At 42.2% G+C, this 16,195-nt stretch carries 16 protein-coding genes; 12 read left to right on the top strand and 4 right to left on the bottom strand.

The window, feature by feature from the left end; translation table 11 throughout:
* Positions 1-38 precede the first annotated feature (38 nt).
* Together ACSR9O_RS16240 and ACSR9O_RS16235 are read left to right on the top strand one after the other, a co-directional pair.
* Positions 39-821, top strand: coding sequence for a putative protein N(5)-glutamine methyltransferase (locus ACSR9O_RS16240; RefSeq protein ID WP_434169714.1), 783 nt, complete (start codon positions 39-41; stop codon positions 819-821).
* Between the two features lie 119 nt (positions 822-940).
* Positions 941-1,519 (top strand): UPF0715 family protein, encoded by a 579-nt coding sequence (locus ACSR9O_RS16235; protein WP_491724708.1) that lies wholly within the window; start codon positions 941-943, stop codon positions 1,517-1,519.
* Between the two features lie 66 nt (positions 1,520-1,585).
* On the opposite strand, the gene ACSR9O_RS16230 is transcribed toward ACSR9O_RS16235, so the two are convergent.
* Positions 1,586-2,266 carry a copper homeostasis protein CutC gene (locus ACSR9O_RS16230; protein WP_491724707.1) on the bottom strand — a complete coding sequence of 227 codons (681 nt, stop codon included), beginning with the start codon at positions 2,264-2,266 and terminating at the stop codon, positions 1,586-1,588.
* Positions 2,267-2,508: 242 nt separating this feature from the next.
* On the opposite strand from ACSR9O_RS16230, the gene ACSR9O_RS16225 reads away from it, so the two are divergent.
* From ACSR9O_RS16225 to ACSR9O_RS16215, 3 genes are all read left to right on the top strand, one after another.
* Positions 2,509-2,775, top strand: a complete 267-nt coding sequence (locus ACSR9O_RS16225) for a transporter suffix domain-containing protein (protein WP_230176643.1) — start codon at positions 2,509-2,511, stop codon at positions 2,773-2,775.
* Between the two features lie 572 nt (positions 2,776-3,347).
* Complete coding sequence (locus ACSR9O_RS16220; RefSeq protein WP_241589143.1) at positions 3,348-3,809, top strand: YjfA family protein; 462 nt, start codon at positions 3,348-3,350, stop codon at positions 3,807-3,809.
* A gap of 84 nt (positions 3,810-3,893) precedes the next feature.
* Entirely contained in the window at positions 3,894-4,337 is a 444-nt protein-coding gene (locus ACSR9O_RS16215) for a DUF2690 domain-containing protein (protein WP_202190598.1), read from the top strand.
* A 60-nt stretch (positions 4,338-4,397) separates the two neighbouring features.
* Here the strand turns inward: ACSR9O_RS16215 and ACSR9O_RS16210 are convergent, their stop codons facing one another.
* Positions 4,398-4,922, bottom strand: coding sequence for a methylated-DNA--[protein]-cysteine S-methyltransferase (locus ACSR9O_RS16210; RefSeq protein WP_101223110.1), 525 nt, complete (start codon positions 4,920-4,922; stop codon positions 4,398-4,400).
* Complete coding sequence (locus ACSR9O_RS16205) at positions 4,912-5,514, bottom strand: bifunctional transcriptional activator/DNA repair enzyme AdaA (protein ID WP_491725482.1); 603 nt, start codon at positions 5,512-5,514, stop codon at positions 4,912-4,914. The genes ACSR9O_RS16210 and ACSR9O_RS16205 overlap by 11 nt, the downstream gene beginning before the upstream one ends.
* A 169-nt stretch (positions 5,515-5,683) precedes the next feature.
* On the opposite strand from ACSR9O_RS16205, the gene ACSR9O_RS16200 reads away from it, so the two are divergent.
* Both ACSR9O_RS16200 and ACSR9O_RS16195 read left to right on the top strand, forming a co-directional pair.
* The gene (locus ACSR9O_RS16200; RefSeq protein ID WP_491724706.1) at positions 5,684-6,610 is read left to right on the top strand and encodes a DNA-3-methyladenine glycosylase family protein; all 927 of its coding nucleotides are present in this window, start codon (positions 5,684-5,686) and stop codon (positions 6,608-6,610) included.
* Positions 6,611-6,978: 368 nt separating this feature from the next.
* On the top strand, positions 6,979-7,362 hold the full coding sequence (locus ACSR9O_RS16195) for a collagen-like protein (protein ID WP_491724705.1): 384 nt from the start codon (positions 6,979-6,981) through the stop codon (positions 7,360-7,362).
* A gap of 35 nt (positions 7,363-7,397) precedes the next feature.
* Here ACSR9O_RS16195 and ACSR9O_RS16190 read toward each other — a convergent pair whose 3' ends face one another.
* Positions 7,398-7,763 carry a hypothetical protein gene (locus ACSR9O_RS16190; protein WP_491724704.1) on the bottom strand — a complete coding sequence of 122 codons (366 nt, stop codon included), beginning with the start codon at positions 7,761-7,763 and terminating at the stop codon, positions 7,398-7,400.
* Positions 7,764-7,936: 173 nt separating this feature from the next.
* Here ACSR9O_RS16190 and ACSR9O_RS16185 point away from each other — a divergent pair, with 173 nt between their 5' ends.
* The 5 genes from ACSR9O_RS16185 (at position 7,937) to ACSR9O_RS16165 (ending at position 16,191) form a co-directional block, all read left to right on the top strand.
* Positions 7,937-9,541 (top strand): ATP-binding protein, encoded by a 1,605-nt coding sequence (locus tag ACSR9O_RS16185; protein ID WP_260358440.1) that lies wholly within the window; start codon positions 7,937-7,939, stop codon positions 9,539-9,541.
* Positions 9,535-10,224, top strand: coding sequence for a response regulator (locus ACSR9O_RS16180; protein ID WP_260358439.1), 690 nt, complete (start codon positions 9,535-9,537; stop codon positions 10,222-10,224). The genes ACSR9O_RS16185 and ACSR9O_RS16180 overlap by 7 nt, the downstream gene beginning before the upstream one ends.
* A gap of 351 nt (positions 10,225-10,575) precedes the next feature.
* Positions 10,576-11,868, top strand: a complete 1,293-nt coding sequence (locus ACSR9O_RS16175; RefSeq protein WP_137018653.1) for a CitMHS family transporter — start codon at positions 10,576-10,578, stop codon at positions 11,866-11,868.
* A gap of 201 nt (positions 11,869-12,069) precedes the next feature.
* Entirely contained in the window at positions 12,070-14,013 is a 1,944-nt protein-coding gene (locus ACSR9O_RS16170) for a PTS mannitol transporter subunit IICBA (protein WP_491724703.1), read from the top strand.
* 87 nt (positions 14,014-14,100) lie between these two features.
* On the top strand, positions 14,101-16,191 hold the full coding sequence (locus tag ACSR9O_RS16165) for a BglG family transcription antiterminator (protein WP_491724702.1): 2,091 nt from the start codon (positions 14,101-14,103) through the stop codon (positions 16,189-16,191).
* The last annotated feature ends 4 nt before the right edge of the window (positions 16,192-16,195 follow it).

The raw sequence follows: 16,195 nt of genomic DNA, 5'->3' as shown, positions 1-16,195 counted from the left end.
TTGATGGAAGTAAAGTTGCTGTTTTTAATGGAGATACCATTTATACAAGTATCGTCACTAAACTTAGGGCCGCAGGTTGTGTTTTCGCGGAGGAAGAGGCCCGTTTGCTTATCAACGCGGCAGGGACAACGGCCGAACTGGCTGGGATGGTGGATAGACGGATAGCGGGTTTGCCCCTTGAACACGTCATCGGTTGGGCGGAATTCTGCGGTATCCGGATAGAGGTTCATCTCGGAGTTTTCGTACCCCGCCGACGGACCGAGTTTTTGGTCCGCCAAGTGACAGCACTCGCTATGCCAGGAGCAGTCGTAGTGGACTTGTGCTGCGGCACGGGCGCGGTTGGCTCCGCTGTTGGCGATGTTCTCGAAGGTATCGAGTTGTACGCAGTCGACATTGACCCAGCCGCGGTGCGGTGCGCGCGTCGTAACGTCACTTCAATCAATGGTCAGGTTTACGAAGGGGACCTCTATGAACCGCTTCCAGCAAATTTACGGGGACGTGTTGACGTCCTGGTCGCAAACGCACCATACGTCCCCACTGAGGGAATCGGTCTATTACCCCATGAAGCGCGCATGCATGAGGCGAGGGTGGCATTAGACGGAGGGGCGGACGGGCTTGATGTCCAGCGAAGGGTGGCGGCCTCGGCAACAGTTTGGTTGGCACCGGGTTCCCATTTGTTAGTCGAGACGAGTGAGCGGCAAGCGATGCAGACCGTTGAAATCTTTGCTGGATACGGGATGATGCCACAGATGGTAAAGTGTGAAGAACTGGACGCCACTGTCGTAATTGGAACCAGGCCCGCACTCAAAAGAAATGTTTGAGGGCACTTGTTAAGTTAAGACTAGGGAAAAAAACGTGACCTTCAAAAATCAAATTTTTGCAACAAAATGAGGCAATCGAGCAATAAAAAAATCCAAGTCATCTTGAGGTGCTGGTTAAAATGGAACTTTGGAAAATGAGTCAAAAGGTATCGGAGCTAAGCGATGTGATTCCTTATTATTTTTTTAGTCTAGTCTTTTCCTGTCTGTCGATTTCCACGATGTTGGTTATATTTAGCTTCGGTACCTGGGGGGTACTTGGCATTATCGTGTTTTCTTTTTATGTTGTTATCCCTTATTTATTATTTGCTGTTCCGGTACAGGTCCTTTTCAATAAACATCCTAAAAAATTCAGTTTAATTTATTTTAGTTTTTATATTTTTTTCTCTTTGCTGGCTGTATTCATTTATAGTGCGGTGCTTAATTTTGACTTCAGTATGGATGTTTTAACTACAAGAAATTACTATGCAATAAGCCTTTCTGCGGCACTGTTTTTTGGTTTTGGGACTCGGTCTTTTTACAAAAAAAGAGCCCTGTATCTTGAAATGGGAACTTCAGATTGTAGACAAATTCAAACGTTGCCTCCAGGCACTCGCTTTCCGTGGGCGGTCCGGGAGCTTCCTCGGCGCCTTTGCGCCTGCGGTCTCCCCTGGAGGCGCTTTCCCACAGGAGTCTCGCACCTTCCGTTTCATCAACATTGATTTAAAATTTTGATAGAGCCCCTTTTGACAAAGAGAAGGGACCAGTTAAATGATCCCTTTTCGACATTATTTCTTTAGCAAGATTACGATTTCTTTTGCTTTTTCTAATGTAACTCCTTCAATGATACTTTTATTTTTTCGAACAGCCGTACCGAAATGATAGTGACCGGTATGCAGTTCGGAATGGATAGAAAGGATATTATCCTTATTTAAGCCGCTTCCAACCAGTATGGCTATGTCGCCGCTGACTCTTTTCATTTGTTGAATCGTTTTCATGCGGCTGGGGAGATCCCCATTACCTCCTGAGGTCAATATCGTTGTGATTTCTGGATATTGTGCTAGCATTTCAGCTGAAATGACCGGGTCGTTTGTTTCATCGATGGCTCGGTGGAATGTAATCTCCAAACCTTCACATACCGTCAATAATTCTTCGAGATATGGTCGATTGATTTCATTATTTTCATTTAATGCACCCAATACAACCCCGTTGGCTCCCAGTGATCGAATGATTTCGATATCTTTTTTCATTATTTCCAAATCATTTTTCGTATAACTAAACGACTGGCTATGAGGCCTTACCATCACGTTGACTGGTATCTTTACTGAATTGACGACAGCTTCTATCAGGGCGTGGCTGGGAGTTAATCCCCCCTCGGCTAAAGAACTGACAAGCTCGATTCGGTCTGCGCCCGATTTTTCGATAATAATGGCATCCTCTATCGTTGTGGCAATGAATTCAATGTACATTGGATTTTCCTTTCCTTCATGCAAGTGTTATAAGATTATTAAATCCATTAAGAATAGTAAAGTCAATTCATTAATAGATAGTTTTCCCTAGCTTTCCTCAAATGGAATATCTTTATTTCGCTATTTATGAAACGAAATGAACTTTCAAACGTATAAAAAAAGAATATATTCAATGGTATATTTGAAAGTGAAATGTTCGGCAGTGTAATTAAATGAAAATCATCATGACGGAGGTTATTTAATTGGATAAAGAAAGTAAGGAAATAAAGAAATCGAGGTTTTACAAAGTAGGGATGGGGTTCCTGATCATTTCCCTTCTCACTTGGATCATTCCTGTCGTAGCTCCTTTTACCCCATTTTCGACTGCGGTTAAAGCGGGGGTCATAACAGGTGCAATCGTCTTTGCGGAGGTCATGTTTTGGGCAGGAGCACTTTTGGTCGGGAAAGAAGTGGCTGCTAAATATAAAGGTTATTTAAACCCGAAAAATTGGAGAAAAGAAAAAGGATGAAGCTGTTTTTTAAAAAGGGCCGGGAGTGAAGCCCAATGGAAACTGAGTTGTTGAAAGTTTTCGATTCCAATCGCATTCAAACCGGCGTGAGGAAGTACATAGATTGGGATATTGGCCTGCTGGTTCGCAAGTAGGGAAACGGGATTGGATTACTATTATGAAAGCACCATTAGATTGATCAGAGAAAACCTCGTTAATTGAAAATAAAGCCCCGACAAACGATTCGAGTTTTGTTGGGGTTTTTCTTTTTTCTTGAAAAAAACATTAAGTACATCGACCTGTATCCTTACCAATCAACGGCAGCCTATTGGCTCGTTTTGTCTCAGCTCGATACGCATATGTCCTTAGTTGTTACCTTATTTGTCCTGAATTGCTCATAGGGATAATGACTTTGTCTCTGTGCTGATTCAGTTGATAAAGCGAGACATACAAGACTGTAATAGTGATGGCAGGCTGCAACTTTAAGGCGGGGATGTTGTTTTTCATGAACTAGGGAATTTATCACTTGTAAGAATATTACAAAATTGTAAGATGAACAGTGTATAAATTTTGTTAAGGGGATGAGTGAAATAATGAAAAAAATGGTTTTATGCATTTCATTTTTTGTAGCTTCTTTAGTACTTTTTGGCTCCCTTGATTCTTTTGCAAGCAAAGCTTCAGCAGAAACACACACCTATGATGGAAAAAGTCCTTACTATAATAGTTGTGCGAATAGCGCTGTCACTAAGAAGTCAGTGAAAATTTATGCCAATGGCGGTTCTGCCAATTTGGAGTTGAAATTCAGCACTGTCTGTAAAACCGCATGGGCGAAGATCACTCTAAGCCGACCAGCTAAAACAGACGGGGAAGCAACGGCATTGGTTGTCCGAAATACTGATAATAAACAATTTAGCTGTGCATCTCCTGGAGGAAATGGTGAAATAAATAAAGGTCAAACGTCATGCTATACACCAATGGTATATGATTTAGATCCGCGAAAAGCAAAAGCGGTCGCTTTTTGGCCATATACAGCAGGTGAAACCGATTGGTATTAATGAAAAAGGAAAAACCTTCATCTATATTTTTGCAAAGAAAGGATGAATGTATTGAATAAAAAGCTTAAAATGATAGGTTTATCCATGGTGATGACACTGTCGATGTTTCTTGTCGACTTTGGTTTTGGAAAAAATCAAGCACTGGCCGAAACACACACCTATGATGGAAAAAGTCCTTACTATAATAGTTGTGCAAGTTCGGCGGTAACGAAGGATAAAAAATGGATCGATTCCAATTCGTACGTAGAATTGAAATTCAGCACTGTCTGCAAAACCGCATGGGCAAAAGTGACCGTAACACGGCCCGCTGTATACAACCATGAAGCGGATGCCAGGATCGTCCGAAGTACTGATGGTAAGGCCTATACATGCGCCAGTTCTGGGGGCAATGGAGTTGTGAATATCGGGCAGACCTCGTGCTATACACCAATGGTATATGATTATGATCCGCGAAAGGCACAGGCCCAAGGGATACATGCGATACCTAATAGTGATGCATATAAAAAAGCGGTGACCATTTGGTACTGAAAAACAAAGGCAAAAAAAGCATCCTTATGGTCGGATGCTTTTTTTGCGGTCAGATTGTACTCACGCTTTCATTTCTGCTTCCAATTGAAGTAGATATTTTTTCATCTCCGTGCCTCCCCGGTAACCGGTAATGGCCCCGTTTTTTCCGATAACCCGGTGACAGGGCACTGTGATTAGAATAGGATTGGCACCAATGGCGGTACCAACCGCCCGAACAGCTGCAGGTCTTTGGATGATTTGGGCAATATCGGAATAGGAACAGGTTTTTCCATAGGGTATTTGATTCAGCGCTGCCCAAATTTCTTGTTGAAAGGGCGTGCCTTTTACATCTGCGGGAAGAGAGAAAGTCTTCCTGGTTCCTTCGAAATATTCTTGTAGTTCTTTTAGATAGGGATTTAATGCTTTCTCATTTTCAACAAGGCTCGCCATTGGAAAGCGTTTTTGTAGCCAAGACTTCAGTTCTTCATACGTTTGATCCGGAGAGCCTACATAGCAAAGCCCTTTTTCCGTCTTGGCCACATATAATTGCCACTTATCATAATGCAATATGGCCCAGTCAATGGTTTGTTCTTTATCATTCTTCATTTTCTTCACGCTCCAAAGCTTTGAGATAAGCATTCCGATATCCTGAAGGGGTATTCCCCATTTTTCTTTTGAACAGCGTCAAGAAATAGGGTGTACTAGAGAACCCCACAGCCAAGCCTATTTCGGTTATCCGCTGTTCGGAGTTTTCCAGCAGCCTCGTTGCTTTTTCGAGGCGAAGCCGTTGAATGTATTCAGTGGGCGATATCCCCTTCACGCGCTTGAATGAACGTTGTAAATGATAGGGGCTGCCGTGAGAAATATCCGCCAATTTGTTCAAAGTGAGGGGTTCGCTGTAATGGGTGTCGATCCATTCGGTTATTTGTTCAACCCATTCTTCCGTCGGCAAATTCATTCCTTCCGGTTTACATCGTTTACAAGGCCGGAAATCTTCTTCCAAAGCCATCATGGCATTTTTGAAAATCTTCACGTTTTCCTTATTCGGCACCCTGGATTTACAGGAGGGCCTGCAAAAGATGCCTGTCGTAATTACTCCGTATAAAAAATGATCATCATATGCGGCATCACAATCTATAATAGCTTTCCAATATTCATTCGGGAAAAGATTCACTGCATTCACCTCTTCATTTAGTATACAAGAAAGGGTTGATATACAACCATTTTGATAATATAAAAGCAAGATAACGTAATTGTTCGAGTTAGAAAAGAACACTATTGGTCTGTTAAAATAAGGGAGTTGCATGAAGGAAGAAGCGAGATAACGTACTCACCTTTCATTAGAATAAAGCTAAAGGAGGAGCGGAATGAAAGAGAAATTATCAAATGATGAAGTCAAGACTGAATTGAGAATTCGTGCACCAAAGGAGTTCAGTTTTTCGGAAAATCTTAAATACTTATCACGATCCTCCAATGAATGTCTGTTCGATATTGTTGATCAAAAAATTTATCGAGCACTTGTTGCCGAAAACGAGACTCTTTTAATAGAAATCAGTACGATGAATGAAATGGAGCTGACCGTTCGGTTTCCAGGGCGAACTGCACCGATGGATAATCAGGTAAAGGATGCTGTTTCCCAATACGTTCGTCACTGGTTCGATCTTGAGACAAATCTGCTTCCTTTTTATGAATTGGCCCAAAATGACCCTATATTGCAAAAGCCGGCAAGCCAATTCTTCGGTTTGAGAAATATGGGCATCCCCGATTTATTTGAAGCGATTGCCTGGGGAATACTTGGTCAGCAAATTAACTTGACCTATGCCTATACCTTGAAGCGGAGGCTTGTGGAGGGATTTGGTGATTTTGTTGAATTCGAAGGAAAGCAATATTGGCTGTTTCCGACGCCAGATGTGATTGCGAAATTGACGGTCGAAGATTTTGCCAATATGAGGATGACGGTGAAGAAGTGTGAATATTTAATAGGTGTTGCTCAACTGATTGCAGAAGGGGAACTTACTAAAGAAAAGCTGTTGAATGCAAAGAATGTAAAAGAGGCTGAAAAAATGCTGACCAATATACGGGGAATCGGCCCGTGGACAGCGAACTATGTCTTAATGCGCTGTTTACGTTTTCCAGCAGCCTTTCCCATCGATGATGTCGGGCTGCATAATTCCATGAAACTGGTCATGCAAACGGAAGCAAAACCAACGAAAACGGAAATCCTGAAACTTTCGGAAGCGTGGGCCGATTGGGAATCCTACGCGACCTTCTATTTATGGAGATTGCTATATTGAATACCGCTTCGGAGATAAACCTGCAAGTAACGTCGATAAACTCCATTTTCGGAGATAAAACAATAAATTTCGCCGATATATTTCCATATTCGGAGATAAAACTGTAGAATTCGTCGATATATCTCTAATTTCGGAGATAAAACTGTAGATTACGTCGATATATCCCTGTTTTCGGAGATAAAACTATAGAATTCGTCGATATATTCTTATATTCGGAGATAAAACTGTAAGTATCGTCGATATAACTCCAATTTCGGAGATAAAACTATAGAATATCGTCGATATATCTCCATTTTCTAAGTTAAAGCATTTCCGTTGAGTCCATATATCATAGCTTATTACATTCAATCTTATAGAGGTGAATAACCATGTATATGTACCCAATGTACAATTATGAAGATCAAGCTTTTCTTGAACGGCAGTTTCCCGGTCTATCCGGCTTTCCGGGCATCCCTGGTATGCCTCAATTTCCAGGTCAACCAGGACCGCCGCCGGGTTCGCAAGCACCAACAGCTCCCCCGCCAGCGTTTATCCCCCACCAGCAATCGGCTTCAACATTTGCCGTAGATCCAGGTGCCATTTCGTTTTGTCTGTTCAGGAATACTTTTATATGGCTAAACAATGGTGCGAGTTTCTGGTATTATCCCATTTTTGTCGGTCCGCGTTCTGTTGCCGGTTTCAGGTGGAATGGCAGGTTCTGGACGTTTTTTGGTATCGATACAAGACAAATCAATTCTTTTAGCTGTTTTTGAAAAAATGCTCAAAGGAGATGCTTCCTTTGAGCATTTTATGTTTCAGGTTGTTTTGCCTTCTTCCAATACGAAAAGGTAGGGTAGCAAGACAGAAGCAGTGCTATCCAAAGATATACATCAGTAAGAGAAATGCCTATAGCTGATTGTCCACCTAAAGCGGTCAACACTCCCACTACGGAAAGGAGATACAAGGTGTAAAACACCTGCTCCTTGATTCTCGCACCATTATTGGCGTGACCATCTTTCTTAAAAAGGACACTGAGAAATAATCCTATCATAACCCCAAGAAGTACCTCGGGTGACACGATATCAGAAAGAAAAAAGACTGGAAAAAAATCGTAAATCAGCAAAAGGGTTATGATGATCATATAAATCATTTGAAAAGGATTCAAGAAATTCATTTCACCCTCCCCTTTTTGTTAAATTATACCTTGTTTTGTTACTTAAATCCTTTCATTTTTGAATGTGGCGAAATAAACGGCCAACAATGTTCAATATTTAATAGAAATGGTAAAATCATTATGCTCCTATAAAATTTAGTGAATGAAAATGAAAATAGAGGATGCTGTTGAAAATGAGGAAAGTATCGCTGGAAACCAAGATTCTCGGGTTAGTCTTATCGTTGAGCCTTTTTTTGATTATCTTATTGACTACTTCTTTTTCCTATATGGAAGGAAGGCAAATAGCGAAGGATAAAGGTCAATTGGCGTTGGAGCTTTCAAAGACGGTTAGCTTCATGCCTACAGTTACAGATGCCTTTGAAACTGACGATCCCGCTGGCATAATCCAGCCGATTGTCGAAAAGATCCGCAGGGAAACAGGGGCTGAGTTCATCGTTGTAGGGAATGCAGAGGGAATTCGCTATTCCCATCCGCTGGCTTCTGAAATTGGGAAGCGGATGGAAGGCGGGGATAATAGCAGGGCCATTCGGGAAGGCGAATATTATGTCTCCGAGGCGGCAGGATCACTCGGACTTTCCATTCGGGGGAAGTCACCGGTATTCAATGAGGCTGGAAAAATAATTGGAATCGTCTCCGTCGGTTTTTTAGTGGACGATGTCCGCGCCCAAATTTTCAAGGATTTGTCCAAAGAGATGATTGTATCTTTAGTGGCCATCATGATATCGATCATTGGCAGTTATATGCTGGCAAGGAGCATACGTAAAGATACATTGGGGCTGGAACCATTTGAAATCGCCAATTTATATAAAGAAAAAAATGCAGTGCTGCATTCGGTGAAAGAAGGTATTCTGGCCATTGACCAAAATGGGTCGATTACCTCGATGAATCAGCCGGCGAAAAAATTGCTGGATATTAAAGAGTCAGTTCGCCATTTGAACGTGGATAACGTGGATGGCCTATTTCCTTCGAAATATTTATTCGAAGTGCTGAAGTCCGGTGAACCGCAAGTGGATAAGGAGATTTCATGGAAAGACAAATCCGTTATCGTTAATTGCACGCCAATCTTCGATAGTGAAGGGGTAAGCGGTGTTGTCGCTTCGTTCCGTGATCGAACGGAAATTGAGGAAATGGTCAACACATTATCTGAAGTGAAGATGCATTCAGAGGATTTGAGGGCACAAACCCATGAATTTACCAATAAACTATACGTCCTTTCAGGATTGATACAATTAGGAGAATACGATGAAGCGATAGAAATGATTCAAAGCGAAACATCCGAATTGCATTCCCTGAACCGTGTCGTGTTCGAACAGATAAAGGATACAAAAGTACAAGCCCTGTTACTTGGTAAGATAGGGAAAGCATCGGAGAAGAAGATCATCTTTGAAATAGACGCACAAAGTTACCTAGAGAAACTGCCGGATCATATAAAATTGTCACAACTAACATTGATTCTAGGCAACATTATCGATAATGCACTTGAAGCGGTTTCAAGCATGGAAGAGCCGCACGTGAAATTTTTCGCCACAGATATCGGAAATGATATGGTATTTGAAGTGAGTGATAACGGAAAAGGAATACCTGAGGATGCCATCGCCCATATTTTCGATCGGGGTTTCACTTCGAAAAACAGCGGAAGTCCGAGTGGTTATGGACTTTCGAATGCTGATCATGTCGTAAAAGAGCTGGGCGGCATCATCGAAGTTCAAAGCGAGGATGGAAACACCATATTCACCGTGTATCTTCCTAAAGAACAGAGAGGAGGGAAAGGATGCTGAAGATAAGAGCAGTCATCGCAGAAGATGATTTTCGTGTAGCGGATATCCATGAAAAATTCTTAAAAAACTTTGATGAAATAGAAGTGGTCGGAAAAGCTGTCAATGCCAAAAAAGCGCTTCGTATCTTGGAACAAAAAAGTCCGGATCTGCTTTTGCTTGATGTTTATATGCCAGATCAGCTTGGTACAGACCTTCTTCCGGACATACGTGAAAAATTCCCGAATGTGGATATTATCATGATTACCGCGGCAACGGATAAAGAACAACTTGAAAAGGCCCTTCACTATGGTGTAGAGAATTATTTAATTAAACCAGTGGAAATGAAGCGCTTCAACCAAGTTATCGAAGAGTATCTGAAGAAAGTCCATCTGATGAAATCCAAACAAGAAATAGATCAGGATTTTGTTGATCTCATTTTGAAAAAGGGATCTTCCGTTTCGGAAACGAATGATGGGCCGTCCTTACCGAAAGGGGTCGACGAAATTACTTTGGCGAAAGTGATCGAGGTACTCGAAGCAAGCGATATCGGTTTGTCGGCTGAGCAAGTGAGCGGTCAGATCGGTGCTTCCAGGACAACCGCGAGACGCTATCTGGAATACTTGATATCCGTTAAGAAATGTAAAGCGGAAGTCGTATACGGGGTAGTGGGAAGACCTGAACGAAGATATTATAAAATTCAATAGAATTAAATGTGGAACACCTTCACGATTGGAGGTGTTTTTTTATGCATGCTGTACAACGGTTAAAATGGTTTGAAAGATTTCAAAAAAAGCAATGTGAGTTAGTTTAGAAACCCTCTGCAATGCATAAAGATTTAGTCACTGTTTGCTTAATAATCGTATCTTTTCCTTAAAGAACCCGCCATTCAACCTGGGGAATGGAGTCTGGTTCACTCTGGAAAATCGCCTCCGTGAACACAATGAACACAATTAATTTAATAGTTTTAAAACACAATAAATTGAAAACGCTTACAGATAAAGTGATTTCATATACAATTTAGAAAATTAGAAAATTAGAAATTAAGGAGTGATCATATGCTCGCTTTATTAGGATACTTGATGATATTAGTGTTTATGATTTTAATTATGACAGGGCGACTTTCAGCCATGATAGCTTTGATTGCAGTACCAAGTGCCTTTGCACTTATTGGCGGGTTTGGCGGTAAAATGGGTGAGATGGCGTTGGAAGGAATCAAAGACGTCGCGCCAACGGGAATCATGATTTTATTTGCGATCCTTTTCTTTGGAATTTTGATTGATGCTGGGGTTTTTGACCCGATCATCAATACAATTCTTAAGGTTGTAAAAGGCGATCCGGTGAAAATTGCCATCGGCACGGCAGTCCTGGCCTTGCTGATTTCCTTGGATGGAGATGGTACGACTACATATATGATAACGATTTCAGCCATGCTTCCGCTATATAAACGGATTGGAATGAGACCGCTAGTATTGGCCGGTATTGCTGTTTCGTCATCTGGAGTCATGAACCTTCTTCCTTGGGGAGGCCCTACAGCACGGGTAATGACCGCTTTAAAACTTGAAATGTCCGATGTTTTCACCCCTGTCATTCCTGCAATGATTGGCGGAGTCCTATTCGTCCTTTTCATGGCATATTGCCTGGGTAAAAAAGAAAGAAAGAGAATTGGAATCATTGAAGTCGATTATCGGGCTGTGGCACAGCACGCGGCTGCAACGGAAGATGCTTATCTTAAGCGTCCTAAATTGATAATATTCAATTACGCATTGACTCTTACACTGCTGGTTGCGTTGATTATGGAACTTATGCCTTCAGCGGTTCTGTTCATGGTAGGTTTCGCAATTGCCATTACGGTTAATTATCCGAAACTCAGTGATCAGAAAGAGCGTGTGGCAAACTATGCGGACAATGCTTTATCTGTAATTTCGATGATTTTTGCAGCAGGTGTCTTCACTGGAATCCTTGCCGGTACGGAAATGGTCGATGCCATGGCAAACTCTTTGATTCAGCATATTCCAGATCAAATGGGCGCACATTTTGCTGTCATCACAGCCATCATCTCAGCACCTTTTACGTTCTTCATGTCTAATGACGCATTTTATTATGGTGTGCTCCCATTACTTGCTAAAGCGGGAGCTGCTTATGGAATCGACCCTGCCCTGATCGGCAGAGCTTCACTATTAGGTTTGCCCGTCCATCTATTAAGCCCGCTTGTTCCATCCACCTATCTATTGGTTGGAATGGTAGGGGAGGATTTCGGTGCATTGCAGCGAACTTTCCTTAAATGGGCATGCGGTTCGACGCTTGTCATGATAGTGGTATGTGTCCTATTGGGAATCATCCCACTATAAGATTCTAAAGAGTCCCGTTCGTCAAGTTGCGAACGGGGCTCTTTTCTGTCTGCATCAAGCGCTGAATAAATCTGGAAAAGTGAGATACATTATGTTTGTCTTCTCCTTCGCGACAAAGTTAGCTTTTTCTTTTATTGAATGCGGAAGGTACGTACCTTAAGATTAGAGGAAACTATATTAATATGAAGGGAAGGGAGCAAAATGGCTCACTTTAATATAAAAGTTGCAGTTCAAAAGTTCGGTAACTTTCTAAGTTCAATGGTCATGCCGAATATATCAGCTTTCATAGCATGGGGGCTAATCACTGCCCTATTCATTCCATCTGGTTTCCTGCCAAATGAAAGCCTTGCCAAAATGGTTACACCGATGGTTACGTTTTTACTGCCGCTTTTAATTGGGTATACGGGTGGTAAGCTAATCCATGACCACCGAGGCGGCGTAGTCGGTGCCATTGCGACAATGGGCGTCATCGTCGGATCTGACATCCCGATGTTCCTTGGAGCCATGATAATGGGACCGTTCGGTGGTTATGTCATCAAGAAATTCGATCAATTGATTGAAGGGAAAATAAAAGCCGGATTTGAAATGCTTGTTAATAATTTCTCAGCAGGAATTATTGGCGGCCTATTGTCCATTCTATCCTTCTTGGCCATCGGTCCTGCTGTAGACGTATTTACAGGCTGGCTTGTAGCAGGAGTAGATTGGCTTGTCGGTACAGGTTTACTGCCGTTGACTAGTATCCTGATCGAGCCTGCCAAGGTATTGTTCTTGAACAATGCCATCAATCATGGTGTACTATCACCAATCGGTGTAGAGCAAGTTAAACAAACAGGGGCTTCAATCCTGTTCCTTCTGGAATCGAATCCTGGACCAGGTATCGGCGTACTGCTTGCTTATTGCTTTTTTGGAAAGGGAACGGCGAAGAAATCGGCGCCAGGAGCTGCCATCATTCATTTCTTCGGCGGGATACATGAAATTTATTTCCCTTATATCCTAATGAAGCCGATGTTATTCTTAGCAGTCATTCTTGGAGGCATGAGTGGAGTCTTCACTTTGGTCCTTTTAGGCGGAGGATTGTTCGCTCCAGCATCTCCAGGAAGCATTCTTGCCATTACAGCGGTAACTCCGCATAATGCGGGAGCATATATTGCTAACTTTGCAGGCGTGATCGTAGCGGCCATCGTTTCATTCATCGTCGGTGCATTCATCCTGAAAACAGGAAAGCAATCTGAAGAGAATATTGAAGATGCCGCGAAAAAAATGCAAGAAATGAAAGGCAAGAAAAGCTCTGTTGCCGATGTATTCGCTTCAGATCCGGGTACGATGCCAGCAAACGTCAACAAAATAATATTTGCCTGCGATGCTGGGATGGGATCAAGTGCGATGGGGGCTTCGCTGCTTCGCAAGAAGGTGAAGGAAGCCGGATTGAATATCACTGTTACAAATACGGCGATCTCAAACATTCCTGCAGATGCACAAATCGTCATTACACAGGAAGAGCTAACTCCAAGGGCACAGAATAAAGTCCCTAATGCATATCATGTATCCGTCGATAATTTCCTATCGAGCCCTGAATACGATTCATTACTTGCACGGCTTCAGGATGACGGTACCGATGAGCTGCATGAAATCGTCGAAGATGCTGAAGAGAAGGTTCCCGGTGTTCGTGAACATTCAATCGAGCCTGGCATCAACGAGGATGAGCAGGATGATAATGAATTGCTTCGTGAAGAAAACATCTTCCTTAATCAACAATTCGCCAATAAGGAAGAAGCGATCCGCTTTGCGGGAAGAGCTTTGGTTAATGCAGGTTACGTTAAGGAAAGCTATATTGAAGCAATGATTGCCCGTGATGAATTGACTTCAACCTATATGGGGAATGATGTAGCCATTCCGCACGGAACCGAGGAAGCTAAGAAAGATGTCCTTAAATCTGGATTTACCGTTTTACAAATTCCTGATGGTGTCGACTTTGACGGCCAAAAGGCACGATTGATATTCGGCATTGCCGGCAAGGACGGGACACATCTTGAAATTCTATCTGGCATTGCAGTTACCTGCTCTGAGATGGAGAATATTGAAAAGATGGTTAAAGCCACATCAGCCAGGGAAATGATGGATATTATAAATGTCGAAAATAATTAAATACTCTTAAAACAAGAATAGAAAAGCGTTTTACGCTTTTCTATTCAGTATTTTCTCGTGTTACTCCACCTGAAATGAGTTGGTAGCATGTATATTACTTCAAGGGAAAAATCAATCATAGAATTGATCATAAAAACTTCAGGAAAACATACAGCCTTATCCATTGCGACACAATTGAATGTTAGTGTCCGGACGGTTCAACGCGATCTGAAGTCCATAGAAAAAATCCTGCAATCATTTGAGTTGAATTTAACACGCAATACACATGAGGGCCTGTCCATCGACGGGAAGAATGAACAAGTCTTTCGGCTTGTACAGCACCTGATGGGCAATCATCCGATCGATCAAACGCCACAAGAAAGAAAGCTGCATCTCCTTTTAGCTTTACTGCAGGAAGAATCATATAAAACTCAAGTTCTTGCGGGGGATCTCGGTATAAGCATAACGACTCTTACAACCTATTTGGACGAACTGACTGAATGGTTAAAGAATTTTAATATCGTGATTACCAGAAAAAGGGGAGTCGGAATAGAGCTTGCCGGCACCGAAGAAAATAAACGGAAAGCACAGGCAGCATATTTCTTGCACTTCTTTAATGAAGAGCTGATTGAAAGTTTATTTTTGCTGCAAGAAGGAAAATTTCCAGAAGCGAAAATCCTCGACTATTTCGATCCCGAATATCTTCTGGCTATCGATGGGGTGCTGAACTCAACTTTTAACCGTGTCCATTCCCGTTTGGCGGATAGCGGGTATATAGGGTTAATAGTACATATTTATGTAACCCTGCAAAGGAATGAAAGCCAATTTTTTTTGGAGAAGGACTTCAAGAAAATAAGCGAACTTTCCGATGAGAATAATCTCATGAATAAAATAGGCAAGGAACTCAGCACAAAGCTGGAAGTCTCTTTTACCATCGATGATATAAGCTACCTGGCAGCCATCCTTAAAGGGTCCAAGCTTCATGCGGCAGATGCCGTTCCATATGACAGTGTGTTGCTTGGCCAGTTGATAAGAAACCTGATAAAAGATGTTTCGGCACAACTGCAAATCGATTTGACCAAGGATTTCCCATTGTATCAGGGGCTCCTTGCCCATATGGAACCATCGCTTTTCCGGATCAAACAGGAAATGGGATTGTACAACCCCTTAACCGAAGATATTAAGCGAAAGTATCCGGTTCTCTTTTTGGCAGTGAAGACCAGTCTGGAAAAGGGATTCACAGAAATAAAAGAATTTCCTGAAAATGAAATAGCCTTCATCGTCCTTCATTTCGGATCTGCATTAGTGCTCCGGGAGGAAGAAATATCAATAAGGGCTCTCATCGTTTGCCCGACAGGTATCGGTACATCGAAGATGCTTGCAAGCCGGATCAAAAAAGAAATAATCGAAATCGAGTCTGTAGAAATCAAGACGATCAAAGACATCCAGCAGCAAGGCAGCCTGAAAAACTACGATGTAATCATTTCTACCGTCCGGCTTCCGTATATCGATAGTGATTATATCCTTGTATCCCCTCTTTTGAGTGAAGAGAATATATTGAACATCAGGAATTATTTAAGGAAGAATATCGAAAACTTCACGAAGAATAAGCGTTATGGCAGTCATTCAGCCCATAAGGATACCGTGACAAAAAAAGAGGATGGCGAATTGAAAGAAGTGCTGCAGGAATTGAAGGATGCCCAGCAGAGCATCGAGTCGATCATGGATAATTTCCGGTTTTATCGGCTGCCGCATCTGAAAGGACATCCAGAAATCATTGAAGAAATGGTGAGGATGGCTGAAACGGAAGAACTGCTGCTGGGTGCGGATGGTGTGGTCAGATCCTTGAAGGAACGGGAAAAAAAGGGCGGTTTAGGCATTCCGGGCACTGGAATGGGCCTTTTCCATACGAGACATAAGAATGTAAAAGAACTGATATTCCAGGTGGCCCACCTGGAGGAATATCGTCTGGTCAAAGGTATGGACGGAAATGACGTCCGTATGAAAAATTTACTGCTGATGCTGGCACCTGAAGAATTAAGTGTGAAGCAGCAGGAAATCGTCAGCTTAATAAGTTCAAGCTTAATTGAAAGCAATGAATCCATCATGATTTTTTCATCTTCGGACGAAGAAATGATTAGAGGAAGGCTGGAAGCCATATTTTTGGATTATTTATATACTAACTTGATAAAGGGATGATTGT

This window comes from Peribacillus sp. B65 (assembly GCF_058513295.1).
The sequence above is the reverse complement of the archived record's forward strand: the minus strand, read 5'-3'. Positions and strand labels throughout refer to the sequence as shown.